Source organism: Devosia sp. BK (assembly GCF_032907385.1).
Taxonomy (GTDB): Bacteria; Pseudomonadota; Alphaproteobacteria; order Rhizobiales; family Devosiaceae; genus Devosia.
On the sequence record NZ_JAIMBX010000002.1, the window covers coordinates 177696 to 201538 of the forward strand.

Below are 23843 nucleotides of genomic sequence, written 5' to 3' on the forward strand. Positions count from 1 at the left end.
TCGCCTATAGTGCTGCTCGGAAAACTGTCAGACAGCCGAGCCGCATGTATCAGCCACTCAAATCCGATGCTGTTGCGCCTGCCCCCGCCGGGCTTCCGCGCCGTCCGATTGGGCAGCGCCCGCTGCGTATCGAGCCGCTTGTGCAGCCAAAGCCGCCTCAGGCGGTCCTCGCGACCATCACCCCGATCGTCATTCTCGGCTGGGTTCGTCGCTTCTGGCTCATCGCGCTGGTGCTCGCCGTTCTCGGCGCCATAGCGGGCTATGCCGCGGGCACGATCATTCCGCCGCGCTACACCAGCTATTCCGATATTTTGCTTGATCCCAACGATCTCCAGCTCGTTGCCGACGATCTCTATTCCCGCGCCGCCCAGGGCGATGCGCAATTGATCGACGTCGAAAGCAAGATGCGCATCCTCTCTTCGATCAGCGTTCTCGGCCGCGTCGTCGATGAACTCAACCTCGCCGAAAATCCCGATTTCGCCGATCCCGCCGATGCGAACCAGGCCGGCTCCGATAATCGCCTCGCCGCCATCCGCTCCCTTGCCGATCGCGTCCGCGTCAGCCGCGAAGAACGCTCCTATGTCGTGACGGCCTCCGCCTGGGCCCGCACCCCCGCCCTTTCGGCGGCCATCACCAATTCTCTCGTCAATGCCTTCCTCGTCGAATTGGCCGATGCCGATTCCGAGGGCGCGCGCAACGCCTCCGATGCCCTCAACCTGCGCCTGACCGAATTGCGCAACGATGCCGCCGCCGCCGAATCTGCCGTCGTCGATTATCGCCGGGCCAATAACCTCCCCATGTCGAGCGATGGCCAGCTTAGCACCCAGAGCGCCGTCCAGATCAACACCCAGGTCGATACCGCGCGCGAAACGCTGATCGCTGCCGAGGCGCGCTATGCCGCTCTCAATTCCGGCACGGCCAGCGCCGATGCGCAGGAAACCGAGACCCTCGCCCAGCTCCGCCGCGAATATGCCATCGCTAAGCAAAAGGCCGATGCGCTCGCCGCCACCATGGGCCCGCGCCATCCCAATCTTGCGACCGCCCGCGCCGAACAGACTGCGCTCCAGGGCGAGATCGATGCCGAAGTGGCTCGCACCGTCGAGACCGCCCGCACCGATCTCCAGCGCGCCCGCGATGTCTTCGACCAGCTCAGCAATGCGGCCGGCACGCAGATGGGCAATGTCTTTACCGACGAACAGGCCCAACTCGAACTGCGCCAGCTCGAGCGCACCGCCGCCTCGAGCGTCGCCATTTATGAAGCCTATCTCACCCGCGCCCAGCAGGTTGCCGAACGCAGCCAGCTCAACACCTCAAAAGTGCGCGTCATTTCTCCCGCTGTCGAACCCATCGCCCGCAGCTATCCGCCCCGCAGCATGGTCCTCGCCGCCGGCGGCTTCTTCGGCGGCCTCATGCTTGGCCTAGCCCTCGCCGCCGCTCTCGGCCTCCTCACCACCCTCATGCCCCAACGCCCGCGCCGCGCGCAAAAGACCAGGGTCAAAGCCGCCTAAAGCGTCGCAGCTCCCACCCCACTGGCTGTCACCCCGGCGAAAGCCGGGGCCCATCCTCAGATCTCAAGCTCGATCCCCGCCCACCTGGCGACGGTCCAATCCAAACACATTTGGACCAGCCACAAGCCACCCTCTTCCCTCAGGGCACAGCTCTTCCCCAACCACCGCCCTTCCCTCGGGCTCGACCCGAGGGCCCGTGTGGGAGCCACAACATTTCGGCATGAGCAAGTGACCCTCGGGTCAAGCCCGAGGGAAAGACAGAGGTTGGGGCATGCCCGCCTCCCAAAACGTCATCCCGCTTCAGCGAAAATCCTCGCCCGGATGACCGCCACTACTTCGAATGAAAGATAATCTGCCAGAGCGCGGCGGGATTGGTCTTGATATAGCGCCCCAAAAGCCGCCTTGGCTCGAGAATGGCGCGATAGGCCCATTCCATGCCGATATCCTGCATCCACTTCGGCGCCCGGCTATTCTTGCCCGAAAGAAAATCGAAGAGGCCACCCGCGGTCTTGATCACCCCGACCCCGCGCAGCGCCTCGATATTGCGCGCGACGAATTCCTGCTCCTTGGGCACGCCAAGGCCGATCCAGAGAATGTCCGGCTTGGTGGCCACGATCTCGGCGATCACCGCTGCTTCCTGATCCCGGCTGAAATAGCCGTCGCGGGCTCCGGCAAAGATCAGGTTGGGATAGCGCCAGCGCATGTTCGACACCGACCGCCGATTGACCTCCGGCGTTGCGCCCAGAAAATAAAAGCTGACGCCCGCCTTTTGAGCGAGCCGGGCGACGGCATGGATGAGATCGGTGGTGGCGACGCGCTCGGTGATTTCGTCGCTCGCCACATAGCCCGAGAGCTTGACCATCGGCATCCCGTCGGCATGTACCTGGTCGGCCTCAGTCACCAGCGCGCGAAACGCCTCGTCTTCGGAAGCGAGCGCGATCACCTGCCCATTGGCGGACGTCGAATAGAAGGGACGCACGTCCTGGCCACGCGCCCAGAGTGCCGTGCGCACGAGCATGCGCGCAGACTCTTCCATGCCGAGAACCGACACGGGAAGTCCGCCGATGACGGTGGTCGGTTCTTCGATGACCAAGCCGTCTTTCGTGGGCTCGAAAGGCTTCATGGGCTTACCTTCAAACTACGTCACATCAGCAGTGCCATGGGGGGCAGGAGGTGTAAAACGCAGACTAGGCGAAGCATTAATGGCCGTTTGGAACGATAGATCGCATTTTAACGAGCTGCCGGCCCGTCAAGACGATGAGTAATGTCCTGCCAAAGCGTATCGATTTCCGCCTCCGCAGACAAGGTGCTGTGAGCACTCGATTTTGCAGCGATTACCGCCTCGGCAATGGCGGGAATGTCGGCCTCGAACGGCACGAGATGGATCTGTCCCTCGGCTATTAACCTTAGGAACAGTCGATGATGGGCCAGCGCCTCATCATGCTCGGGCGCATTGACGACGACGGGCTTGCCCGAAAGCGCCGCGGCCAGCACGCTGCCACGTCGCGCCGTCAGCCCCTCGGCAAAAATATAGCAGAACACGTCCACCGCTTCGAATATGCCGGCCAACTCATCGTCCCTCGCGACAAACCCCGTGACAATCACCTGATCGCGCAATCCCAGCGCCTCGACCCGCGCAAAAAACTGCGCCTCGACATCGTCCATTCCCTTGATGAACGAGCCGGCAAAGACGACGCCCACATCGTGGCCCTCGGCCAAGAGGCGCGCCGCGACATCGAGCACGAGCCCAGACTGCTTCTTGGGATAGATCGAGCCGAACTGCCCAAGGATCATCCGCCCCGCCGCCTGCATCTCTTGTAGGCGCGCGCTATGGACCGTCGGCCGCGGCACCATTTCGGGCGCGATATTGGGCGGAATGGGAATGACCTCCCGCTCCCGCGTCACGAGCCCCGAAAGCCGCGTTCCTGCAAACTCCGCCGCAATCTCGGGCGCCGAAAACACCAGCCGGTTCGAGAGCAGCACGACCGGCATCAAGACGATCCGCCGCTTCCAGTCGAGCGCCAGCCATTCATGCAGCACGCTCACCACGTCCCGGCCCATCACCCGCGCCAAAAGCGCCGTCAGCCCCGGCGCCAGGAGCTTCTTCTTCCAGGCAACGATCGGAAAATTGAAAACCACCGCATCGCTCGCGGCAATGGCCCGGTGCAAGCCGGAAAGCCCCGCCCCCAGAACAGCGGTGTCTCCCCTGCCGCCCAGCGCCTTAGCCAAAAGCCGCGAAAACGCCTCGACCCCACACGTCTCCGCCGCCGCTGAAATCAGAACGAGGTATTTTGGGCGCACGTCTATCTCGATTCCGAGGCTCTGGCCGGGTAACGCTACCTTAGCCTCGCCCCGTTAACGTCGGCTTGCCCCATCCGGCAGGAGAAACCATGACCGCCTCGATCTCGCTGATCACACCCAGCTATTCCGGGGATTTTGCGAGCTGTCAGCTGCTCTGCGCCTCCATTGATCGTCACGTCACTGGCTTTGACCGGCATTATCTCGTCGTCGGCGACGAAGATGCTTCGCTCTTTGCGCCACTTGCCGGCCCGCGCCGCCAAGTCGTGCCCCACAGCGCGCTCCTGCCGCGCTTTGTCTCCGTCGGGCGCTGGCGCGGTCGTCGCTATTGGTGGCGCCCCGAAATCGGCCTCCCAGTCTATGGCTGGCACCTGCAGCAATTGCGCAAGCTCGCCATGACCCTGCACCAGAGCCAGCCGCGCGTCATGTGCATCGACTCCGACAACTGCTTCGTGCGTCCCGTCGACTTCAGCGCCCTCGCCCACGCCGAGAAGACCCCGCTTTTTTGGGCGCCAAACGACATCGACGAAACTAGGCCCGCCCATCTCTCCTGGCTACAAACCGCCCACGCCGTCCTCGGCCTCTCCCAGCCCACACTTCCCGGCCCCGACTATATCGGCCAGATGATTACCTGGGAGCGCGAGAGCGTTGCCACCATTCTTGCCCGCATCGAAGCGACCACCGGCGCAAAGTGGTGGGCCAGCCTCTGCCGCCGCCGCCAATTCTCCGAATATCTGCTCTATGGCGTCGCCACTGCCCATGATCCGGCCCTCGCTGCCCGCCACGCGCTCACCAAAAAAAGCCTCTGCCGCACCCATTGGGACAGTACCCCGCTCACCCGCGAGGATCTCGGCGCCTTCATCGCCGGCATGACCGAGGATCAGGTGGCCATCGCCATCCAGTCCCATTCGGGCACGCCGATCGAGCTTATCCGCGCCGCGGCTTTGGCTTAGCGCCAGCCTTATAGGGCTGCGGCAAGAAGCCAAGGCTTGCCACCACCCGCCCGACGGAAACCAGCAATGGATGGCTGGCGCTGACGACCGATCCGCCTTTGAGCAGCAGACCAAAACTCCGCCCCGCCCCCAGCACCAGGCTCACCCCATTTTTCGCCCAAGCCGCCGGCCCCGACAAATGCGTCCGGTCGACGACATAGTTGATACTGCCCGTCCGGATCGAACGCTGCATCAGGAATTTTACGGTCACCCGCTCCGCCGCGACGAACTCATGCACCACCGCCTCTGCGCACCACCAAGTGGTAAAGCCAGCCTGCTTGCAGCGGGTGAAAAAATCCATGTCCCCGCCGCCGAGGAAATTATAGCGCACATCGAAGGGCGGCTTGGGCATCGCCTCGAACACGTGCCGCCCGATCAGGCAGTTGCCCGAGCCATGGATTTGATCGAGCGCCCGCGTCTCCCCCTCGATCGAGACGAACAACTGATGCTGCGCGAGACTTTCGGGCACCGGCACATCGAATTGCCGGATCACCGGTCCCCCGACGATATCGGCCTTTTCCCGTTTCGCCGTACTGACCATGGCCTGCAGCCAACCGGGCAACGCCATTTCATCGTCGTCGATCATCAAAAAGTGTCGCGCATCCGGAAATTCGCTCAGCGCCGTCCCAAAGGCCCGATTGATCGCATGGCAATTGCCCTGCGCGCTCTCTACCACTATCCGCATCTCGACCCCGGGGTCGGCAAACATCGTCCGCGCCCGCGCCGCCCCCTCCTGCCCCCCGGCATCATTGTCGACGACCACGACCGCAAAGCCAAAATCGGTCTCTTGCGCCAGGACCGAGCCAATCGTCCGCGCCAGCCAATCGGGCCGCCGGAAAGTCGGAATGCAAACGATAGCCTCGATCGCGCGGCTCATGAATGCGCTCCTGCAAACCGCGGCCCACGAGGCTCAAGCTGCGGCGCCGCACCCACCAGTCCTGCGGTCGCCTGCAGCCGCAAGCCAAACACCGCAATCAGCAGCGTGAACCACAGCGGCCCGCTATTCTCAAAGATCGGGCTTTCAAGGCAGCTGGTCAAAAGCCCGAACAGCCAGATCCGCAGATAGAGCCGCGTCAGGTCCGGATCGGTCCCTCGCGCCAGCGCCACCGAAGCCTGCCGGCAGGGCAGGATGACGATCCAGATAAGAACGAGGATCAGCAGCGGCCAGCCGCCATTGATCAGCTGATCTACATAGCCATTATGCGCATTGGCCGCCGTCACGGCCCAGGTCGAGGCCGAGTGATTGCCGTAGAACAGCGCATCGGTCTGCCAGAACGATTGAAACCCATAGCCCGTCAGGGGCCGATCAGCCACGGCGGAAAGCGCCAGCTGCCAGATCGAAGTGCGATCGGTAAAGCTCGCATCGATCCCCAGTCCCGAAACGAAGGCGGCGACCGGCGGCGACACCGCAACCGTCAGGATGATGGCATTGAAGACAATGAGCGTCCCGACCACCAGCACAAGTCGCATCGGTCCCGCACGCTCGAAAATCCAGGTCGCGACCAGAACGGCGGGCAACATCGCCGCAGCCGTCTTGCCCCCGGAATTGAGCACGAAAATCCCCGCCAGCACCACCAGCACCAGCCCGATCCAGAACCGCTGCATCTTCATCAGGTAAAGCCCGAAGAACACGGCAAAGGCCATGGCCGCCGCCGCGGTATTCTTGTGTCCGAAATGCCCGCGCCAGTCGCCCGCCAGCGCCTGTTCGGATAGGTCCGTCGCCTGGTGAATGGCCCGCGCCGGCAAGACGATGACGCCGAAATAAGAAAGCCCCACCGCCAAGAACAGACAGATCCCGACGAGCCGGGCGAACTGGTTGGTGTCCCGCGGCAAGAGCAGCACCGCGCTGGCGCAGATGCAGACAAGCAGCGAATAGACCGAGCGCCGGATGGCGCTATCGGGCGAGTCGGCGAATGGAATGGTCAGAGCAATCCACAAAAAGATCGCCGCCAGCGGCCAATAGGCCCTGAGCACCAGCTCCCGGCTCGGATGCAGCGCCAGCATGGTCATGACCAGCATCGACATGGCCAGCACAATCAGCTGGTTCAAGGCGTTGGACGTATCGCCATAGGCGGCGAGCGTGCCGGCTTTTGGGTCGGACAAAGGACTGATACCGATCCAGAAATAGCAAAATACCGCCACGAAAAGCATCGCGGCGAACCAGCCACCCTGGGGATTATGATTGTGCAGTTCCTCGTCGGACACTGTCTTATTCTTCCCGTCCGGGCCGCATTTTCTTTGGCCAATCTGCCAGAAAAGTCTGCATAATTGGTTCAGCCAAAGCGCAATTGGCTGATAGAGCGTTAACGCTAAAACCCGCCACTTGGTGAGATTACTGGCTCTAGCGCGCATAATGGCAGGAAGCCGCAGCCCTTGCGGCATTTTTCCGTGAAGGATCGAGCATGCAGAGACGGGATTTTGTCTTGGGTGCCCTTGGCGCCAGTGCCCTGTCCTATCTGGCGCCGACCCTGGCCGCCATGGCGGCCGGCGGCGAGCCCATCCCCTATGGCACCTGCATCCGCACCGATCCGCTCTTTGGTGATCCCGCCTATCAGAAGGCCGTGCTCGATTATTGCCAGGTCGTGGGGAGTGAAGGCAATCTCAAATGGGGCGACCTGCGGCCAGATCGCCATACCTTCAACTTCGAACAGGCCGACCAGCTCATGGCTTTTGCCGAAGAGCATGGGCTTGAAATGCGGGGCCATACCCTGGCCTGGTATGGTGCCATGCCCGATTGGACCAATGAGATCGCGAGCGCCGATGAAGCGCGCCTCGAACTGACCAGCCATATCCGCAGCGTCGTTGGCCGGTACAAGGGTCGGATCAAGAGCTGGGACGTTGTCAACGAACCCCTCGCCGATCACCCCAAGCCCGGCGATCTCATCCGCGAATCCGTCTGGCAGAAATATCTCGGCGCCGATTATATCGAGCTTGCCTTGCGCACCGCCGCCGAAACCGATCCCGAAGCCCAGCTCGTCATCAACGATTATGATATCGAACAGGCCACCGATCGCGGCCGGGCCCGCCGCAAGGCCCTACTCGATCTGCTGCGCGATCTCCTCGATCGCGGCGTTCCCCTTCATGCTGTGGGCATTCAGGGACACCTGCATGGCGCCGTCCCGATCGACTCGTCTGGGCTCACCAGTTTCGTCGCTGAGGTCAAGGCCATGGGCCTTGCCATCCTCGTCACCGAGCTCGACGTTATCGACAACGAATTGCCCGCCGATATCGCCGAGCGCGACGCAGCCGTCGCCGAATGCGCCCGACAATTTCTTGCCGCCATCGGCGCCGCCGCGCGACCCGAACGCGTTCTCACCTGGGGCATCACCGATCAGCACACCTGGGTGCCGATCTGGTTCAGCCGCGGCGATGGCCTGCCCAACCGGCCGCTGCCGCTCGATGCCGATTTCAAGCCCAAGCCACTCATGGACGTCATCCAAGAGTTTACCCATAGCTTTTCCTGATGGTCCGCCAGGTCTCAACATATCTGGTCGCCAATATCGTCACGGCGATCCTGGGCTTTGCTTCGGTGATGATCTTCACCCGGCTCCTGGGCCCGCACGATTATGGCGTCTATATCCTGGGCTTTAGCCTGGCCTCGATGCTTTCGGCCTTTCTCTTTAACTGGATAAAGTCCTCCGTCGTGCCCTTCACGGCCGGGCATGAGGAAACCGATCTCCGCCTCACCGCCGGGCTCGCCCTTTTGTGCATGACCCCGCTTATTCCGGTGCTCTACTTTGCCATTGCTGCCTTGGCGCCCGGCTATGCGGAAAGTCTCCTTCCTGCCATTCTTCTTGCCTTCGGTATCGGGCTTTTCGAATTCTATCTCGAGACCTATCGCGCCAGGCAAAAGACCCGGCTTTACCTCGTCTCGACCATCGTCCGCGCCGTTTTCGCGCTCATTCTCTCGCTGCTTCTCGTCAATGTCTTTGGCCTTGGCGGCACCGGTCTCGTCACGAGCGTGGCGCTGTCCTACGGGCTGACGAGCCTGCTCTTTGCCGCCACCATCTGGCGGGGCCCGTTAAAACCCTTCGAGCCAAAACTCCTCCGCGCCCTGCTGGTCTTTGGTCTGCCGATGACCGTCTCGAGCACGGTCTTCGTCCTTCAGACCATGCTCGATCGCTTCGTGCTGGCCGGCGCCATGGGTGAGCACGCCGCAGGGCTTTATGGCGCCTCGGCCGATCTCGTGCGCCAGATCATGCTCTTTCCCGGCGTTGCCATCGGCACCGCCGTCGTGCCCATTGCCGTCCATTTTCTGGCGCGTGACGATCATAACGGGCTCGATCAGCACCTGGTGGAAAGCACCGAAATGCTGCTCGCCATTCTGGCACCCGCCGCCGCGGGCCTCGCCATCGTCGCCGGCAAGCTGGCTTTCGTCGTGCTCGGCGAAGAGTTTCGGATCGAGGCCACGAGCCTGATCCCCATTCTCGCCCTCGCCTGGCTCTTCCGCTCCGTGACCTACCAGATTCTCCATGTCAGTTTTCAGGTCAAACGCAAGCCCGGCCTCATGCTGGCCCAGGGCGTCGTCACCTTGGCGCTCAATGCCGCCGCCCTTTTCATCCTCGTGCCGCGCTTCGGCCTTGCCGGCGCCGCCTGGGCCCTGGTGCTGTCTGAAGCACTGGGCATGATCATCGGCTATGTCCTGACGCGCTGGTCCTACCAATTACCTCTCGCGCCGCCCTCGCTCCTCAGGGTTGGCTTGGCGACCCTGATCATGGCCCTCCCCGCTTTCTGGCTCGACCGGGTCATGCCGGGCTATGGCGCGCTCGACATCGCCCTGCCCATCCTTGCCGGCGTCCTCGCCTACGGGCTGGCCGCCTATGGGCTCGATATTGCCGGCATTCGCACACGTCTCAAAACGCTTGCCGCCTCGCCCAAGCCGACCCCTGCCGTTCGATAAAACTTTACCTTGTCTGCCAAAGCTCTTTAAACCTTGGCCCAAGATATGACCGCCCGCCGCCAAGTTCTGCCGCAGTCAAAGGCGCAAGATCAGACCTAATTAACAGGTTGAACCCCTAGATCAACGCCAAGACAAGCCCAAATGGGCACGATGCCGGAAGCAGAAGCCTCCGGCGGGACGGCGTAACCGGAAGCGAGCGCAAACAGGCTCCCTCTCCAAGCGCTGCTCCCGAAATGGGGTGTGCGACAATGAACGTACGGGTACAGAACGCTATGGACCTGCCTTTGGCAGTTGATCTCGACGGCACGCTGATCCAGGCGGATTTGCTGTGGGAGAGTCTGTTTCAGCTTCTCAAGAAAAACCCGCTTTTCGTCTTCCTCGTGCCGATCTGGGCGCTGAGCGGCAAGGCGCGGCTCAAGGCCGAGATCGCCCGGCGCATCGACTTCGATGCCAGCCTCCTCCCCTATCGCCAGGATTTCCTCGCTTTCCTGACGACGCAAAAGGCCCTTGGTCGCGATCTCATCCTCGTCACCGCCGCCGCCGCGCCTTTCGCGCGCGCCGTCGCCGATCACCTGGGCATCTTCTCGGCCGTCTACAGTTCCGACGACACGGTCAATCTCGCCGCCCACAACAAGGCAAAACTCCTCACCGATACCTTTGGCGAGAAGGGCTTTGACTATGCCGGCAACGATCGGGCCGATATCGAAGTCTTCGATGCTGCGCGAAACGCCATCGTCGTCGCCCCCGACGTAGCCGCCCATCGCTATCAGCAGCGCACCGGCGCCCAGCGCTTCGATGCCCCGAAGTCGAGCTTAAAAACCTATGCCAAGATGCTGCGCTGCCATCAATGGCTTAAGAACGCCTTGGTCTTTGCCCCAGCCGTCTTGTCCCACGAGGTCACCAATGCCGCGGTGATGTTCGAGTCGCTCCTGGCCTTCTTCGCTTTCTGCGCGGCGGCCTCGGCAATCTACATCCTCAACGACATCATCGACCTGCCGCTCGATCGCCAGCACGCCACCAAGCGCAATCGGCCGTTTGCTAATGGCACCTTCTCCATCCCCTTCGGCCTCACCGCTTCCGGCGGCCTCATGGTGTTGGCTGCAGCAATCTGTTTCACGCTGCCGCCGCTCTTTGCGCTCGTCATCGCGCTCTATGCAGTCACCACTACCGCCTATTCCTTCGCTATCAAGCGCATGCTGCTGGTCGATGTGCTGTGCCTTGCCGGCCTCTACACCCTTCGGATCATTGGCGGCAAGGCGGCGGCCAACCTGCCCTTGTCCTTCTGGCTCATCGCCTTTTCGATGTTCTTCTTCCTCTCCCTGGCGCTCGTAAAGCGCTATGTGGAACTCCAAACGTCCAAGGTCTCCGAGCGCGATCGGATCGCCGGGCGCGGCTATCGGCCGGAGGATATTTTCATCGTCGGCCAGGCCGGCATCGCCTCCGCCTTCACCGCCGCCCTCGTTCTCGCGCTCTATATTCAGAGCCAGGATGTCATCGGCTTTTACACCTCCCCCTGGCTGATCTGGCCGCTCGTCCCGATCGTCCTCTACATCACCATCCGCATCTGGATCCTCGCCTATCGCCGCGAGATGCATGACGACCCCGTCGTCTTCATCGCTACTGATTGGCGCAGCCAGCTCTTTGTCGCGATCGGCGCGGTCTTCATGCTGATCGGGAGCATTTTCTGATGGGCGCGTTCGACAGCTTTGGGCGCCTCGATCGCCGCAAGCGGCAATCCATCCCGCCCGAAACCGCCATCCTTGCCATGCGCGCCGGGACCACGACGACGAGTTTTCTCGCCTTCGGCAACGGCAAATCCTATGGCGACACCTGCCACAATGACGGCGGCGCGCTCGTTCCCATGCGTGGCCGCCGCGCCATTCTCGATTTCGATCCTGAAACCGGCATTCTGACCGCCGAAGCCGGCGCGACGCTTGAAGAGCTGATCGCCCATATCGCGCCGCACGGCTATTTCTTGCCCGTCACCCCCGGCACACGCTTTGTCACCCTCGGCGGCGCCATCGCCAATGATGTTCACGGCAAGAACCACCACCGCCGCGGCTCATTCGGCTGCCACGTCACCGGCTTCGAACTCCTCCGCTCCGATGGCACAGTCCACGCCTGCTCGAAGGACGAGAACCCCGAGCTCTTCAACGCCACAATCGGCGGCATGGGCCTGACCGGCATCATCCTCACCGCCGCGATCCGCCTGATGCGCGTCGGCTCGCTCGATATCGCCGAAACCATAACGCCGTTCCGGTCGCTCGACGCCTATTTCGACATGGCCGAAGCCGCCGACGCCGAAAACGAATATGCCGTCGCCTGGGTCGATCAGCTCGCCACCGGCAAGAACACCGGCCGCGGCGTCCTTCTCACCGGCAACCACGCCGACAACGGCAATTTCGCCGTCTTCCCCCGCGCGACAAAGCTCACCGTCCCATTTGAAATGCCGTTCTCCATGCTCAACGGCCTCAGTCTCCGCGGCTTCAACACCGCCTACTTCCACGCCAAGGCGCGCAAGTCGGGCGCCCATCTCAGCCCCTATGGCAGCTTCTTTTATCCCCTCGACGCCGTCGGAAACTGGAACCGCCTCTATGGCCCAAAGGGCCTTTACCAGCACCAGAGCATCATCCCCTTCGCCGCCGCGCGCAAAACCATACCGGCCCTCCTTGCCGCCAGCCGCGATGCCGGCGAGGCCTCCTTTCTAACGGTCCTAAAACGCTTCGGCGCCGTGCCCTCCCCCGGCCTCCTCTCCTTCCCCCGGCCCGGCTACACGCTGACCATGGATTTTTCCAATCGCGGCGCCTCGACCCGAGCCCTCCTCGATCGCCTCGACGCCATGACCGTCGCTGCCGGCGGCCGTGTGAACCCCTACAAGGACCAGCACATGGACGCCGAAACCTTCGCTGCCGGCTTCCCCGAGTGGGAAAAGCTCGAGCACCTCCGCGATCCAAAATTCAATTCCAATTTCTGGCGACGCACCGCGCTCGCCCTTTCCCATCCCATGCCGGCGCTGGCCGCCGAATAGAGGACAATAATGGCTTACCTCCCCTTCATCCTCTTCACCGTCTTCACCAATGCGGCCGCCCAGCTCATGCTGAAAGCGGGCATGACCTCCATGGGCTCGATCAGCTTCACCGCTGATACCGCGATCCTTCGCATCTTCCAGATCGTCTTCAACCCTTGGGTTTTCGCGGGGCTGACGACCTTCGTCATCTCCATGGCCTCGCACCTTTATGTGCTCTCCAAGGTCGATATTTCCTTCGCCTATCCCTTCCTCAGCCTTGCCTATGTGGCCGTCGCCATCTTCGCCTGGTTGGTCTTCAAGGAAGATCTCGGCGCCCTCAAAATTGCCGGCATCGCGCTCATCTGCGTCGGCACCGTACTGATCGCCCAGGGCGGCACCAAACACACCGAACCAACGGAAACGGTCGCAAGCCTCAATCGGGCCAGCACCTGATCCATCGACACTCATCCTTCAGACATTCAGAGCGGGACAACGAATGCGACACATCATTTTCGGCGGCGATGGCTTTGTCGGCCGGCACCTGGCCCCAAAACTTCTCAATGACGGACACGAGGTGATCGTGGCCGACATCGTCAAATCCGATCTGCCGCATTATCGCGATGTGGCCTTCGTCGAGACCGACGTCACGAGCGAAGTGTCCATTCGCGCGCTTGGCATCAAGCCCGACGACATGGTCTACAATCTCTCGGCCAAAATGCTCTCGCCGATCCAGGTCCGCGCCAAGCGCCACGATTTCTTCTTCCCGGTGAATTACTACGGCACCGAGAACATCATCCGCGCCATGGACAAGGCCGGTGCCAATCGCCTTGTCCATTTCACCACGGACATGGTCTATGGCCACACCTATACCTGGCCGCAGAAAGAGGACCATCCCTGCGCCCCCTTGGGCGAATATGGCCTTTCGAAATATAAGACAGAGCTCTTGGCCGCCGATTGGCGCCAGCGCGGCATGAACATTTCCCTCTTCCGCCCCCGCCTCATCATCGGCCCCGGCCGCCTCGGCATTCTCGCCAAGCTTTTCAAGCTGATCGACATGAACCTGCCGGTCCCGATGATCGGCTCGGGCAAAAACCCCTACCAGTTCATTTCGGTCTTCGATTGCGCCTCCGCCGCCCACGCCGCCTATACGGCCGGCGTCCCCAACGAAGTCTATAATCTTGGCTCGCTCAACCCGCCGACGACGCGCCAACTGCTCACCAAGCTGATCAAGCATGCCGGCTCGCGTTCGCTGCTGGTCCCCACGCCCGGCTGGGCCGTCAAGCGCACGCTCGATTTCCTCGATCTTCTCAACATGCCGATCATGGACCCCGAGCAATATCTGATCGCCGACGAGATGTGCATTCTCGATGTCTCCAAGGGCGAACGCGAACTCAACTGGGTCCCGCAATATCGCGACGAAGACATGCTCATCGCCGCCTATACCGAATACCGCAAGAAACTGGCCGGCAACGAGCCCGCCGCCGTCACCCAATCCAAGGCCGCGTGAGGAACAACCCGGTGTCCAGTGTCATGAACCTGCCCCTCCCCGAAACCAAGACGGTCAAGCCCAAGCTCCTCAGCGTCGAAGACGCCAAGTCGCTCGACATCAAGACCATCAACGATCTCTTTGCCCAGCACATGAACCCCGGCCAGCTCCATTTCATGAAGCTGCTGGGCTTTCACAAGATCAAGATCGAGCGTGCCGAGGGCATGTATTATTACGACCAGACCGGCCGTAAAATCCTCGACTTCTTCGGCGGCTTCGGCTCGCTCGCCTTTGGCCATAACCACCCGCGTATTCTTCAAGCGCGCAAGAAATTCGCCGAAGAAAAGCGCCAGGAAATCGCCATCGCCTTCCTCTCGCAATATGCCACAGCGCTCGCGAGCAATATCGCAGCCTGTTCCCCCGGCGATCTCGACATGGTCTTCCTCGGCTCCTCGGGCTCCGAAGCGATGGAAGCAGCCATCAAGGTCGCCGAACGCGCCGCCGGCCCCGCGCGCCCCAAGATCGTCTATGCGGAAAATTCCTTCCACGGCAAAACCAAGGGCGTGCTCTCGATCACCGATGGCGCGCTTTATCGCGGCCAGTTCAAGCTGACCGACAACACGGTTCGCGTCCCCTTCGGTGACATCGACGCCATCGAAGCCGCCTTCAAGTCTGATCCCGCCATCGGCACGATCGTGCTCGAAACCGTTCAGGGCGGCGGCGGCATCATCACGGCAAGCCAGGAATTCTGGACCAAGCTCCGCGCCCTTTGCGACAAATATGGCGTCCTCTGGGTCGCCGACGAAGTGCAGTGCGGTTTCGGCCGTACCGGCAAATTCTACGCCTTCGAGCACTATGGCGTCGTCCCCGACGTCACCGCCTTGGCCAAATCCCTCGGCGGCGGCAAGGCGGCAGTCGGCGCCATGATCGCCAAGCGCGACGTCTATATGAAGGCTTATGGCACCAATAAAACCGCCATGATCCACGCCATGGCCACCTTCGGCGGCATCGGCGAAGCCTCGATCACGTCCATCGAAGCCATCAACCTGCTCTACGATGAGGGCCTCATCGACAATTCAGCCGAGGTCGGCGATTACCTCCTCGAAAAGCTGCGTGGCCTCCAGGCCAAATACCCGACCCTCCTCAAGGATGTGCGCGGTCGCGGCCTCATGGTGGGCGTCGAATTCCACGACTTCTCGCAGACCCTGCCGCTCGTCCTCCGCCCGGTCGTCGCCGCGCTCGACGACAAGCTCAAGGGCTCGCTCCCCGGCTTCATCGGCAGCCACCTCCTCCGCGATCACGGCGTCTTGGTGGCCTTCACCGAATACAACCGCAACGTCATCCGCCTAGAACCCCCGCTGATCTGCACCCGCGAAAACGTCGACGAATTCATCACCGCCCTCGAAGAAGTCCTCTCCCGCGGCGTCGTCAAAATCGTCACCGACTTCGTCAGAGCCCAGGTCGGCTGATCCCTCACAAAATGTCACCCCGGCGAAAGCCGGGGTGACAACGGAATTATTTGAGTTTCACAACACACCGCGAGCCACCCACCTCTCCCTCTGGGGGGAGAGGTCGACGCGCAGCGGCGGGTGAGGGGGCCTTCCGGCAACCGCCTACCTCCCAAAGGCCCCCTTACCCGGGCCGTTGGGCCGACCTCTCCCCCAAGGGAGAGGTGAAGGGGTCTCAATACCCCCCCCTAGGACGGCAAAATCCCCGGCCGCACCAACAAATCCCAGCACGCATCGATCGGCACGACCACCCGGTCCGTCAGCGCCGCCTTGTAGATCGTCTCGATATCGGTCCGCGCCGGCATGCTCGGGCATTTGGCCCGCAACACACCATCCGTCGCCTCGATCGCCGCCTTGGTCTCTTCGGACATCTCTGGAATGGTCCGCATCGGATCGGCCCCGATCTGAATATGCTTGGTCGGCACGCGATTGAGAATCCACGGCATCGGGCTCGTAAAATCGAGCGCCATCAGCGAGTCGAGATGCACATTGTTCTCTTTTTCGAAGGCCAGCACAGCCTCGGCCCCGCGCGCCACCGTCAGCACCCAGAACAGCTGGAAGTCGAGCTCGGAAAAATACTGCCAGCTCGGCAGATGACCCTTGGCCGCCAGCGCCGCATAGGGCTCGGGATATTCGATGTAATGATCGACGAGGAGCTTCGCCATGTCGACGATTTCCGGCCGCGAAGCCACCCGTTCCATATTGCGCACGATCGGCAGGTCGAGGCTTTCATAGGTCGGCATCACGACGACCGAGCGGATGGTTTTATAAAGCACGACCGAAACCGAGGGCACGCAGGCAAAGGCGGCCAGCGCCAGGAACAATTGCCGGCTCCGCTGCGGCGCGCCCATCAACCGCCCCCAGATCACGAGCAGCACAGGCCAGACGAAGATATATTCCTGGCTGCCGGTATTTTGCGTTTCGTAAAAGGTACCTGCAACGATCGCGACTGCCAGCCACCAAAAACTGCGGTCGAAGAATTTGACATGCTGTTCGCTCCCCGACAGCAGCGACCAGCCGAGCATGACCGCAATGATCCCGAGAGGGAGTACGACATCGAGCTTGCTAGAGCCTGCCCCGAGGAAGCGGCCGAGAATGCCGCCTTCATTGATCCCGATCAGTTCGGCAATGCTGCCGAGATAGGCGGAAACGAAACCGGTGGTGATCTCTATGGCAATGAGCGGCACGGCAAAGATGACGGCTGCAAGCAGCACATCGGTCCATTTGAGCCGTCCGGCAAGGATGGCCACGAGCCCGATCATGCCCCCCGCGATAAAGGCGGTGATCTTGACCAGAAACAGCGCGAGCATGGCCAGCGCGCAAAACCAGGCAAGCTTGCGGCCCTGCTTGAGAAACAGCAACCCTGAGGTCAGCACATAGAGCAGTTCGATGCCGTGCCGGTTATAGATGCCGAAGCCATCAAGGCCCGGAAAGGCGTGGTAGAATTTCACATTGGCCGGGCAGATCGTGAAGATCAGGAACGGGATCAGCAGCGCAAAGGCCAGTGACACGTTGCGCTTTGCCACATCGGCAACCACTAGCGCCATCAGCGGCGCCGTCACGGCCAGCAGGCACCATTGCGCCAATAACAGCAATTGCGCATTGGGAAAGAGCGACAGGCCCCACTTGAAGAGATAATAGGCCAGCGGACCCACCGGGGCGATGAAATCGACCGAAGGAATCTGCCCATTGGCGATCCGCTGCGCCGCGTCGATATAGAGATAGGTGTCCCAATACATCGGCCCTATCGCGATGGTCAGCGGCAGGCTTAGCAGCACCACGAGTATAATCAGCGCCAGCCCTAACCACACCAGCGGCTGACGCACTATCCCAATCAGCCCGCCTGTCCGCGCACGCTGTCCCATATCGATCGATGACATTGCTTTGCCCCTTTGTCCCCGGCAGGCAAAATACGGGTCCGGCGCTTAGCAAACCTTAATTTGCCCGGCAAAAGTGATGCCGTCGTCAAATACTGACAATTTTAACTCAAGTCTAAGTCTACGCTGCATTTCTATCTTAGGGAATGCTAGGCAAATTCAACTGCCACAGGCCTGTCGACGAGTAATCCCGGGTATGACCATCTTGCTCCAAGAACGTGAAGCAAGGCGCCGTCGGCGCTTTCGCTTGCCCAGTCGCGATGTGACGGCGGCCTTTCTCGGGCTCGGCGAAGGCCTCGTCGCGGGCCTTTTGAGCCTCATTCTCATTCTCGACCACGCCCTGCCCGTCGCGCTCGGCATGGCTGCGGCCGCCGCCCTCGTCTATGGCCTCCTTGCCGTCCGGGCCGCGCGCAAATTCCTCGCCTATGCCGATCTGCGCCAGCCCTATGCCTTCCACGCGCTTTTTAGCTGGATCGCAGCATCAGCCATCGCCGGGCTCGTCGGCGGCGCCGTGGCCGATTGGGATTTTAGCCCCGGCCTCCTGTTCTGGGCCTGGTTCGCCCTCGCTGCTGCGCTGATCCTTACCCTGCGTATCGTGCTCTATCGCCGCCTTGCCCATATGATGTCGCTGGGCCAATTGCAGGTCGAACGCTTCGGCATCATAGGCGATGCACCTTCGGTCGAGCATCTTCGCGCCGATCCCCGCGTCTGGCAGCAGGGTGGTCAGGTCGTCACGAGCTTCGTGCTTCCCGAAGGTCTTGGCGGCGCTTTGCCACCGGCCAAAACCATTGCCGACTTTGCCCGCGACTGCGTCGAGAAGAACTGCCAGCACGTCCTCCTCATCGGGGATCTCGACGATCTCGATGGCATCGGCAATCTCCTCGCCCCCTGCCGCCCCTTCGCGCTTAACTTCCTGCTCTATCCCAAGGCAAGTCTTGCGAGCCACAAGATCAGCCTCATCGACATCGTGCCATTGGGCTCGGGCAATTCGCTCCGCCTCCTCAGCGCCCCGATGAACGAGACCGGCCGCTTCCTCAAGCGCGCTTTCGATATCGTCGCCTCCGGCGCCGGCCTCATCCTGCTTTCGCCGATCCTTCTCGTGGTCGCCGCCGCCGTGCGCCTCACCAGCCCCGGCCCCGCGCTCTTCCTACAGGAGCGTCGTGGCTTCAACGGCCGCAATTTCCGCATCTATAAATTCCGCTCCATGCGCGTCATGGAAAGCGGCCACGCCATGCGTCAGGCGCAAAAGGACGATCCCCGCGTCACCAAAGTCGGTGCCTTCATCCGCCGCACCAGCATCGATGAACTCCCACAGCTCATCAATGTTCTCAAAGGCAATATGAGCCTTGTCGGTCCCCGCCCCCACGCCATCTCCCATGACGACGAACTCTCGGGCAAATTCGAACTCTATGCCCAGCGACAGCGCATCAAGCCCGGCATCACCGGCTGGGCCCAGGTCAACGGTTTCCGCGGCGATACTTCCACCCAAGACAAGATCGAAGCCCGCACCCTTCACGATCTCTACTACGCCGAAAACTGGTCACTGCTCCTCGATATCTGGATCGTGTTCTTGACGGTTTTCTCATCGCGCACCCGCCAGAACGCGCACTAATACCCAATTGGGCTTAAGCAGCGCTCGCCGTTAACGGAATGCTAACAAAACCACTGCTTAACGCCCGATTGATAAGCGCTTTTTCCAATCCCATTCTGCAATCCCGGTTTGGGGAATATTAACCACGTTGGGTCATTCTCGGATCGAATGGAATCCGCGATGACCCACACAGATCTATCCCCCCTGCCCGAGCATGCTGACGACCGGCGGTTCATCGCCAGCCTCGCCCCGCGCCTCCCGCGCATGGCGGCGGTCACGGCAGTCGTGGTCTTCGGCACTTTTGCCGCTATCCAGTTCATTCCGCAGACCTTTGAGGCGCAACTCGCCGTGGGTCTCCCTGCCGGATCGAGCATGGACGAGGCCGCGAGCCAATTGCTCGACCAGCAGCACCTCGCCGAAGTCGTCTCGCGTCTATCCCCGGATATCATCGCCGAAATGCGCCGCAATGGCGGCGGCATCACCGATACGACCACGCTCCTCCGCCAGCGACTTATCCTCACTCCCGACGCCAAGACCGCTGCCCTCAAACTCGCCGCTCTCGCCGGCACCCCGGCCCGCGCCCGCGCCATCGTCGAAGCGACGGCCGCCAACTATATGGCCAAGGCAGAACTGCCGCCGGCCCTCGCGCCCGAGCCCAAAATTGCCGAGACCGCAGAGGCAGTTAAGCCCGCTCCCGGCGCGGAAAACACCGTCGAAACCCTGCAGCAGCGCCTCAGCCTAGCCTGGGAGGACCGGGTCAAACTCGAGAGCCGCGCCCGCCGCATCGAGGGCCTTATTGCCGAAGGCAATTACACCATGCTGGCCATGGACGCAGAAAATCTCCCCGGTCTCGGCCGCCAGCTCGACGATCTAGCGCAGCTCGAAACCGAGCGCGACAAGCTCGCAATCACCTACCTCCCCAATCATCCGACCATGCGGACCTTGGCCGAGGAAATCGATAGCCTCAATTCCGAGATTTCCAAGGGCGTCCAACAGCTTGCCGCCCTCGTCACCGCCGATCGCGACGCCGCCCGGCGCCTCGAGGACGGCCTCCGCGATCAACTCGCCGCCGCCGCCAATGTCCCGGCGATCGATACCAGCGTCACCACCGGCTCCATCACCGGTCCAACGGAGCCGCAGGTCACCGCCCTGCCGCGCCCGGTCCGCACCGATCTTGCGCTCGGTCTCGCCGGCGGCCTCGCCTTCTTTGGCCAGATCGGTCTTTTCGCCCTCTTCCGCCCACGTCCGCTGGTCGAAGAGCAGTTCGAAGATCTTGAATTCATTGAGCCTCTCGCCGAAGACGCCCCAACCGAGGACCTCGTCGAGGAAGCCGAAGAGGCTGAGCCGGTTGAACAAATCCCACCCGCGGCCCCCCTGCATAATTGGCTGACCGCCGTTCCGGTCGCCGCAATTCCCGTCTCCGCCAATTGGCTCGGCGAGGCGGAAGCCGAAAAACCATCTCAGCCCGAACCCATCCGCCCCGCCGCCAAAGCTGCCCCCCAGCGCCAGGAGCAGCCCATCGATGGCGCCGAGGTCATCGCGCTCACCGGTCGCGCTGGCGAGGCAAGCATTGCCGCTCGCCGGTTGCTGGCCAAGCTTGACGAGGAAGGCAAACGCGTCTGCGTCGTCGACGCCTCGAGCCGCCGCCGCGGTCGCGTCCCCGGCATTTCCGATCTCTCGTTCGGTCTCGCCTCGTTTGCCGATATCGTCCATGGCAGCGGGGCCGATGAAGCCGCGCTCGTGCCCTGGGGCCGTCAGCACGACCTCGACGCGCGCGCGCGCCCGGTCCGCATCCTGATCCAGGCCCTGGCCGAACTCTACGATGTGGTGATTATCACCCTCGACGCCGACGACACCAAGGTCGCCAGCACAATGGCCTCGATGGCAGATACGAGCCTTGATGCAGAAGCCGTTCTGCCCAAGCGCCGCCGGGCCGCATAAAAATCAGACCACGGGGCCGGGACTATCCGGCTCTTGCTTTGCCGGCCGGCGCGGCACGCCGTCATTGCCTTCGACGCGATCGCGGAACAAAGTCGCGCGGGCAAGAAGCATCAGCGTCACCGGCGTCGTCAGCGTGACGAAGAGAAAAATCACCAGCTCATGCAGCACCAGCCGCTCGCGCGTGATGGTGAAATAGATCGCCGAAGCCAAGAGGATCAGCCCCCCGCCCATGCTCGTCCCCATGGTCGGGCTATGGATGCGGAGGTAAAAGCTCTTGAGCCGTACCAACCCAAAGCAACCGGCCATGGTCAGAAGCGCGCCAAGCACCACCATGGTGGACACTAGGATCGAAAGCCAGAGCGGCAGATCGTCGATCATTCGATCACCTCGCCGCGCATCAGGAATTTGGCCAGCGCCACCGTGCCGACAAAGCCCAAAAGGCCGATCAGCATGGCGAGCTCGAAATAGATCTGCGAATTGTTGCGGATCCCAAGTGTGATGAGCAGCAGCAGCGCTACGACATAAAGCGCATCGAGCGCCAGGATCCGGTCCTGCGCGCGCGGCCCGATGACCATGCGATAAACCGTCGCCAACATGCCGATGCCGAGCAGCACCTGCGCAACGAAAAGGCTCCAGCCCAAAATGGTGACGCTCATGGGAAAATCTCCAGGAGTAGAACCTCGTAGCGTTGCTTGACCATCTTCACCCATTCGTCGGCATCGACGAGATCGAAGACATGGATCAGGACCGTGCTGCGCGCGCGGTCATACTCGAGCCAGGCGCTGCCCGGCGTCGCGGTCAGCAACACCGCGAGAATGGCGAGCCCCGTCTCGTTCTTGAGTTCGAGCTGCATCTCGATGAAACCCGCCTTTGGCGCAGGCCGCGGATGGAACAGCACCATCATGACGGCAAGGTTGGAACGGATGATGTCGAGCCCAGCGACGGCGAGAAGCTGAATGAATTTGTGCGCTTTGCCGATCTCAACGCGTTCGGGCAGCACGGCGCTGGCGGCAAGCGACACGCCGATGGCAATGGCGCTACCGAGGAGCAAATGCCCGAGGCCCGCCGATTGCTGCAGGATCAACCAGAGCGCGAGGATGATCGCGGCCAGCAAGGGGTGCGGCAGGAGGCGCTTCATGATGCAGCCTCCGCAGGCAAGACAGTCTCGATATAGCCGAGCGGGGCATGGATGAAGGCGGCCGTCTCGGCAAAATAGGTCATGGCTGGCCCCGCGGCGACCGACATCAGGACGCAGAGCGCCAGCAGCGCCACGATCGGCCCGATCTCGAGTATGCGCAGACGCATCGTGTTGTCTTCGGGCAAGGAGGTCCAGAAGATGTTGATGCCGTTCCGGACCATCGAGATCAGCACGAAAAGCCCGGAAAAGATGAAGGCGCCGGTGAGCCACCAGGTCGCAGCGGTCGGTCCATTTTCCGCGTTGAGCGCCGCCGAGATCATCGCAAATTTAGCGATAAATCCCGAGAGCGGCGGCAGCCCCGCCATGACCAGAGCCGCAACGGCAAAGCACCAGGACAAAATGGTTGCCGCCGCCGGAATGGTGCGGCTGACTTCCTGGTCTTCGTCGATCGCTTCTTCCTCGTCACCATAGAGTTCGAGCGACACGGCCAAAACCTGCGCTTCAGCCGGCAGCACCTGGTCGATGACATCCTTGAGGAGAAAAAGCGCGCCCGCGGCGAAGGTCGCGACGACGAGATAGTAGAGAGCGCCGGTCGTCACCCCCGGCGAATTATAGGCCACTGCCAGCAGCAGTGTGCCCGCCGAAACGAGGATCAGATAGCTCGCGAGCCGGTCGAGTGCCTTGCACGACAGCGCCCCGATACTGCCATAGGCAACGGTCGCGATGCCGATGACGAAGAGCACGTTTTGCCCAAAGGCGACTTCGGCGCCCGAGCCATTGGCAAAGACCAACGTCCAGAGCCTGAGAATGGCGTAAAAGCCTACCTTGGTCATCACCGCAAAGAGCGCGGCAACCGGCGGCGCGGCGGCCGAATAAGTGTTCGGCAGCCAGAAGTGCAGCGGCCAGGCGCCGGCCTTGATGAGGAACGCAACACCCAGAACGCCCGCACCCGCCTCGAACAGGCCCCGATCTTCCGGCGCGATCAGCGGCACAGCACGGGCAATATCGGCCATGTTGAGCGTGCCGGTCGTGCCATAGATCAGCGCCACGCCGATGAGGAAAAGGAACGAGGCGACGAGATTGATGACGATGTAATGCATCGCCGCGCGCACGCGATTGCGGCCGCCACCATGGAGCGCAAGCCCATAGGAAGCGGCGAGCAGCAGCTCGAAAAAGACGAAAAGATTAAAGAGGTCGCCGGTGAGGAAGGCGCCGTTAAGCCCCATCACCAGCGCATGAAAGAGCGGGAAGAAATTGGGCCCGCGGCTATGCCAGCGTGCTGAAGCATAGGCGAGCGCGGCAAGCGAGAGGATGGATGTCGTCAGCACCATCATGGCGGCGAGCCGATCGGCGACGAGCACGATGCCGAAAGGAACAGGCCAGTTGCCGAGCGGATAGACCGCGGCTGCCGACGTGCCCGATTGCGTCAGCACCACCAGCAGCAGCGCCGACACGATCACCAACAGGAAGCCGAAACCGAGATTGAGCCCGATCATCCGCCTATTGCTGCGGTGGTCGCCCATGAAGAGATTGGCGATAGCCGCCGCCATGGGAATGAGGATGGGCAGGATGGCGATATGGTTCATGCCGGTCATGC

The 23843-nt window shown here is 62.1% G+C and carries 20 protein-coding genes; 11 read left to right on the forward strand and 9 right to left on the reverse strand.

The genetic code is table 11. From position 1 onward, the window contains the following. Positions 1 to 44 precede the first annotated feature (44 nt). Positions 45 to 1508: a GumC family protein gene (locus DevBK_RS12735; protein ID WP_317185722.1), complete on the forward strand. Its 1464-nt coding sequence runs from the start codon at positions 45 to 47 to the stop codon at positions 1506 to 1508. A gap of 331 nt (positions 1509 to 1839) precedes the next feature. On the opposite strand, the gene DevBK_RS12740 is transcribed toward DevBK_RS12735, so the two are convergent. Continuing rightward, entirely contained in the window at positions 1840 to 2631 is a 792-nt protein-coding gene (locus DevBK_RS12740) for a WecB/TagA/CpsF family glycosyltransferase (protein WP_317185723.1), read from the reverse strand. A gap of 107 nt (positions 2632 to 2738) precedes the next feature. Then, on the reverse strand, positions 2739 to 3809 hold the full coding sequence (locus DevBK_RS12745) for a glycosyltransferase (protein ID WP_317185724.1): 1071 nt from the start codon (positions 3807 to 3809) through the stop codon (positions 2739 to 2741). 89 nt (positions 3810 to 3898) lie between these two features. Between DevBK_RS12745 and DevBK_RS12750 the strand changes: the two genes are divergently transcribed. Next, positions 3899 to 4759, forward strand: a complete 861-nt coding sequence (locus tag DevBK_RS12750) for a DUF6492 family protein (RefSeq protein WP_317185725.1) — start codon at positions 3899 to 3901, stop codon at positions 4757 to 4759. Here DevBK_RS12750 and DevBK_RS12755 read toward each other — a convergent pair. Together DevBK_RS12755 and DevBK_RS12760 are read right to left on the reverse strand one after the other, a co-directional pair. Beyond that, positions 4734 to 5675 (reverse strand): glycosyltransferase family 2 protein, encoded by a 942-nt coding sequence (locus tag DevBK_RS12755; protein WP_317185726.1) that lies wholly within the window; start codon positions 5673 to 5675, stop codon positions 4734 to 4736. The two genes, DevBK_RS12750 and DevBK_RS12755, sit on opposite strands and share 26 nt — an antisense overlap. Next, positions 5672 to 7003 (reverse strand): O-antigen ligase, encoded by a 1332-nt coding sequence (locus tag DevBK_RS12760; protein ID WP_317185727.1) that lies wholly within the window; start codon positions 7001 to 7003, stop codon positions 5672 to 5674. Before DevBK_RS12760 ends, DevBK_RS12755 begins: the two co-directional genes overlap by 4 nt. A gap of 197 nt (positions 7004 to 7200) precedes the next feature. Here DevBK_RS12760 and DevBK_RS12765 point away from each other — a divergent pair, with 197 nt between their 5' ends. The 7 genes from DevBK_RS12765 to DevBK_RS12795 all read left to right on the forward strand — a co-directional run bounded on the left by DevBK_RS12765 (position 7201) and on the right by DevBK_RS12795 (position 15660). Next, on the forward strand, positions 7201 to 8262 hold the full coding sequence (locus DevBK_RS12765; protein WP_317185728.1) for an endo-1,4-beta-xylanase: 1062 nt from the start codon (positions 7201 to 7203) through the stop codon (positions 8260 to 8262). Next, the gene (locus tag DevBK_RS12770) at positions 8262 to 9698 is read left to right on the forward strand and encodes an oligosaccharide flippase family protein (RefSeq protein ID WP_317185729.1); all 1437 of its coding nucleotides are present in this window, start codon (positions 8262 to 8264) and stop codon (positions 9696 to 9698) included. Before DevBK_RS12765 ends, DevBK_RS12770 begins: the two co-directional genes overlap by 1 nt. A 248-nt stretch (positions 9699 to 9946) precedes the next feature. Then, positions 9947 to 11386, forward strand: coding sequence for a UbiA family prenyltransferase (locus tag DevBK_RS12775; RefSeq protein WP_317185730.1), 1440 nt, complete (start codon positions 9947 to 9949; stop codon positions 11384 to 11386). Continuing rightward, positions 11386 to 12726 (forward strand): FAD-binding protein, encoded by a 1341-nt coding sequence (locus DevBK_RS12780; protein WP_410494072.1) that lies wholly within the window; start codon positions 11386 to 11388, stop codon positions 12724 to 12726. The genes DevBK_RS12775 and DevBK_RS12780 overlap by 1 nt, the downstream gene beginning before the upstream one ends. Positions 12727 to 12735: 9 nt before the next feature. Next, on the forward strand, positions 12736 to 13158 hold the full coding sequence (locus DevBK_RS12785) for a transporter (RefSeq protein WP_061908277.1): 423 nt from the start codon (positions 12736 to 12738) through the stop codon (positions 13156 to 13158). A 43-nt stretch (positions 13159 to 13201) separates the two neighbouring features. Next, on the forward strand, positions 13202 to 14212 hold the full coding sequence (locus DevBK_RS12790) for an NAD(P)-dependent oxidoreductase (RefSeq protein ID WP_317185731.1): 1011 nt from the start codon (positions 13202 to 13204) through the stop codon (positions 14210 to 14212). Positions 14213 to 14235: 23 nt separating this feature from the next. Beyond that, a complete protein-coding gene (locus DevBK_RS12795; protein WP_317185732.1) occupies positions 14236 to 15660 on the forward strand; it encodes an aspartate aminotransferase family protein in 1425 nt (474 codons plus the stop codon). Between the two features lie 227 nt (positions 15661 to 15887). Here the strand turns inward: DevBK_RS12795 and DevBK_RS12800 are convergent, their stop codons facing one another. After that, positions 15888 to 17579, reverse strand: coding sequence for a hypothetical protein (locus DevBK_RS12800; protein ID WP_317185733.1), 1692 nt, complete (start codon positions 17577 to 17579; stop codon positions 15888 to 15890). 244 nt (positions 17580 to 17823) lie between these two features. On the opposite strand from DevBK_RS12800, the gene DevBK_RS12805 reads away from it, so the two are divergent. Then, positions 17824 to 19188 carry an exopolysaccharide biosynthesis polyprenyl glycosylphosphotransferase gene (locus DevBK_RS12805; protein ID WP_317185734.1) on the forward strand — a complete coding sequence of 455 codons (1365 nt, stop codon included), beginning with the start codon at positions 17824 to 17826 and terminating at the stop codon, positions 19186 to 19188. 159 nt (positions 19189 to 19347) lie between these two features. Further along, positions 19348 to 21108, forward strand: a complete 1761-nt coding sequence (locus DevBK_RS12810; RefSeq protein ID WP_317185735.1) for a hypothetical protein — start codon at positions 19348 to 19350, stop codon at positions 21106 to 21108. Positions 21109 to 21111: 3 nt separating this feature from the next. On the opposite strand, the gene mnhG is transcribed toward DevBK_RS12810, so the two are convergent. From mnhG to DevBK_RS12830, 4 genes are read right to left on the reverse strand one after another with little or no spacing between them, the layout of a single operon-like run. After that, positions 21112 to 21486 carry a monovalent cation/H(+) antiporter subunit G gene (gene mnhG, locus DevBK_RS12815; protein WP_062630663.1) on the reverse strand — a complete coding sequence of 125 codons (375 nt, stop codon included), beginning with the start codon at positions 21484 to 21486 and terminating at the stop codon, positions 21112 to 21114. Then, positions 21483 to 21764 (reverse strand): K+/H+ antiporter subunit F, encoded by a 282-nt coding sequence (locus DevBK_RS12820; RefSeq protein WP_061908283.1) that lies wholly within the window; start codon positions 21762 to 21764, stop codon positions 21483 to 21485. The genes mnhG and DevBK_RS12820 overlap by 4 nt, the downstream gene beginning before the upstream one ends. Further along, entirely contained in the window at positions 21761 to 22246 is a 486-nt protein-coding gene (locus tag DevBK_RS12825) for a Na+/H+ antiporter subunit E (RefSeq protein ID WP_317185736.1), read from the reverse strand. The genes DevBK_RS12820 and DevBK_RS12825 overlap by 4 nt, the downstream gene beginning before the upstream one ends. Beyond that, positions 22243 to 23841, reverse strand: coding sequence for a monovalent cation/H+ antiporter subunit D (locus tag DevBK_RS12830; protein ID WP_317185737.1), 1599 nt, complete (start codon positions 23839 to 23841; stop codon positions 22243 to 22245). The genes DevBK_RS12825 and DevBK_RS12830 overlap by 4 nt, the downstream gene beginning before the upstream one ends. Between the last annotated feature and the right edge of the window lie 2 nt (positions 23842 to 23843).

What these genes read in the sequence shown, in the direction of transcription:
- DevBK_RS12735 (WP_317185722.1), top strand. Translation starts at nt 45, where the DNA reads ATGTATCAGCCACTCAAATCCGATGCTGTTGCGCCTGCCCCCGCCGGG.
- DevBK_RS12740 (WP_317185723.1), bottom strand. Translation starts at nt 2,631, where the DNA reads ATGAAGCCTTTCGAGCCCACGAAAGACGGCTTGGTCATCGAAGAACCG.
- DevBK_RS12750 (WP_317185725.1), top strand. Translation starts at nt 3,899, where the DNA reads ATGACCGCCTCGATCTCGCTGATCACACCCAGCTATTCCGGGGATTTT.
- DevBK_RS12755 (WP_317185726.1), bottom strand. Translation starts at nt 5,675, where the DNA reads ATGAGCCGCGCGATCGAGGCTATCGTTTGCATTCCGACTTTCCGGCGG.
- DevBK_RS12765 (WP_317185728.1), top strand. Translation starts at nt 7,201, where the DNA reads ATGCAGAGACGGGATTTTGTCTTGGGTGCCCTTGGCGCCAGTGCCCTG.
- DevBK_RS12770 (WP_317185729.1), top strand. Translation starts at nt 8,262, where the DNA reads ATGGTCCGCCAGGTCTCAACATATCTGGTCGCCAATATCGTCACGGCG.
- DevBK_RS12775 (WP_317185730.1), top strand. Translation starts at nt 9,947, where the DNA reads ATGAACGTACGGGTACAGAACGCTATGGACCTGCCTTTGGCAGTTGAT.
- DevBK_RS12780 (WP_410494072.1), top strand. Translation starts at nt 11,386, where the DNA reads ATGGGCGCGTTCGACAGCTTTGGGCGCCTCGATCGCCGCAAGCGGCAA.
- DevBK_RS12785 (WP_061908277.1), top strand. Translation starts at nt 12,736, where the DNA reads ATGGCTTACCTCCCCTTCATCCTCTTCACCGTCTTCACCAATGCGGCC.
- DevBK_RS12790 (WP_317185731.1), top strand. Translation starts at nt 13,202, where the DNA reads ATGCGACACATCATTTTCGGCGGCGATGGCTTTGTCGGCCGGCACCTG.
- DevBK_RS12795 (WP_317185732.1), top strand. Translation starts at nt 14,236, where the DNA reads ATGAACCTGCCCCTCCCCGAAACCAAGACGGTCAAGCCCAAGCTCCTC.
- DevBK_RS12800 (WP_317185733.1), bottom strand. Translation starts at nt 17,579, where the DNA reads ATGTCATCGATCGATATGGGACAGCGTGCGCGGACAGGCGGGCTGATT.
- DevBK_RS12810 (WP_317185735.1), top strand. Translation starts at nt 19,348, where the DNA reads ATGACCCACACAGATCTATCCCCCCTGCCCGAGCATGCTGACGACCGG.
- mnhG (WP_062630663.1), bottom strand. Translation starts at nt 21,486, where the DNA reads ATGATCGACGATCTGCCGCTCTGGCTTTCGATCCTAGTGTCCACCATG.
- DevBK_RS12820 (WP_061908283.1), bottom strand. Translation starts at nt 21,764, where the DNA reads ATGAGCGTCACCATTTTGGGCTGGAGCCTTTTCGTTGCGCAGGTGCTG.
- DevBK_RS12825 (WP_317185736.1), bottom strand. Translation starts at nt 22,246, where the DNA reads ATGAAGCGCCTCCTGCCGCACCCCTTGCTGGCCGCGATCATCCTCGCG.
- DevBK_RS12830 (WP_317185737.1), bottom strand. Translation starts at nt 23,841, where the DNA reads ATGACCGGCATGAACCATATCGCCATCCTGCCCATCCTCATTCCCATG.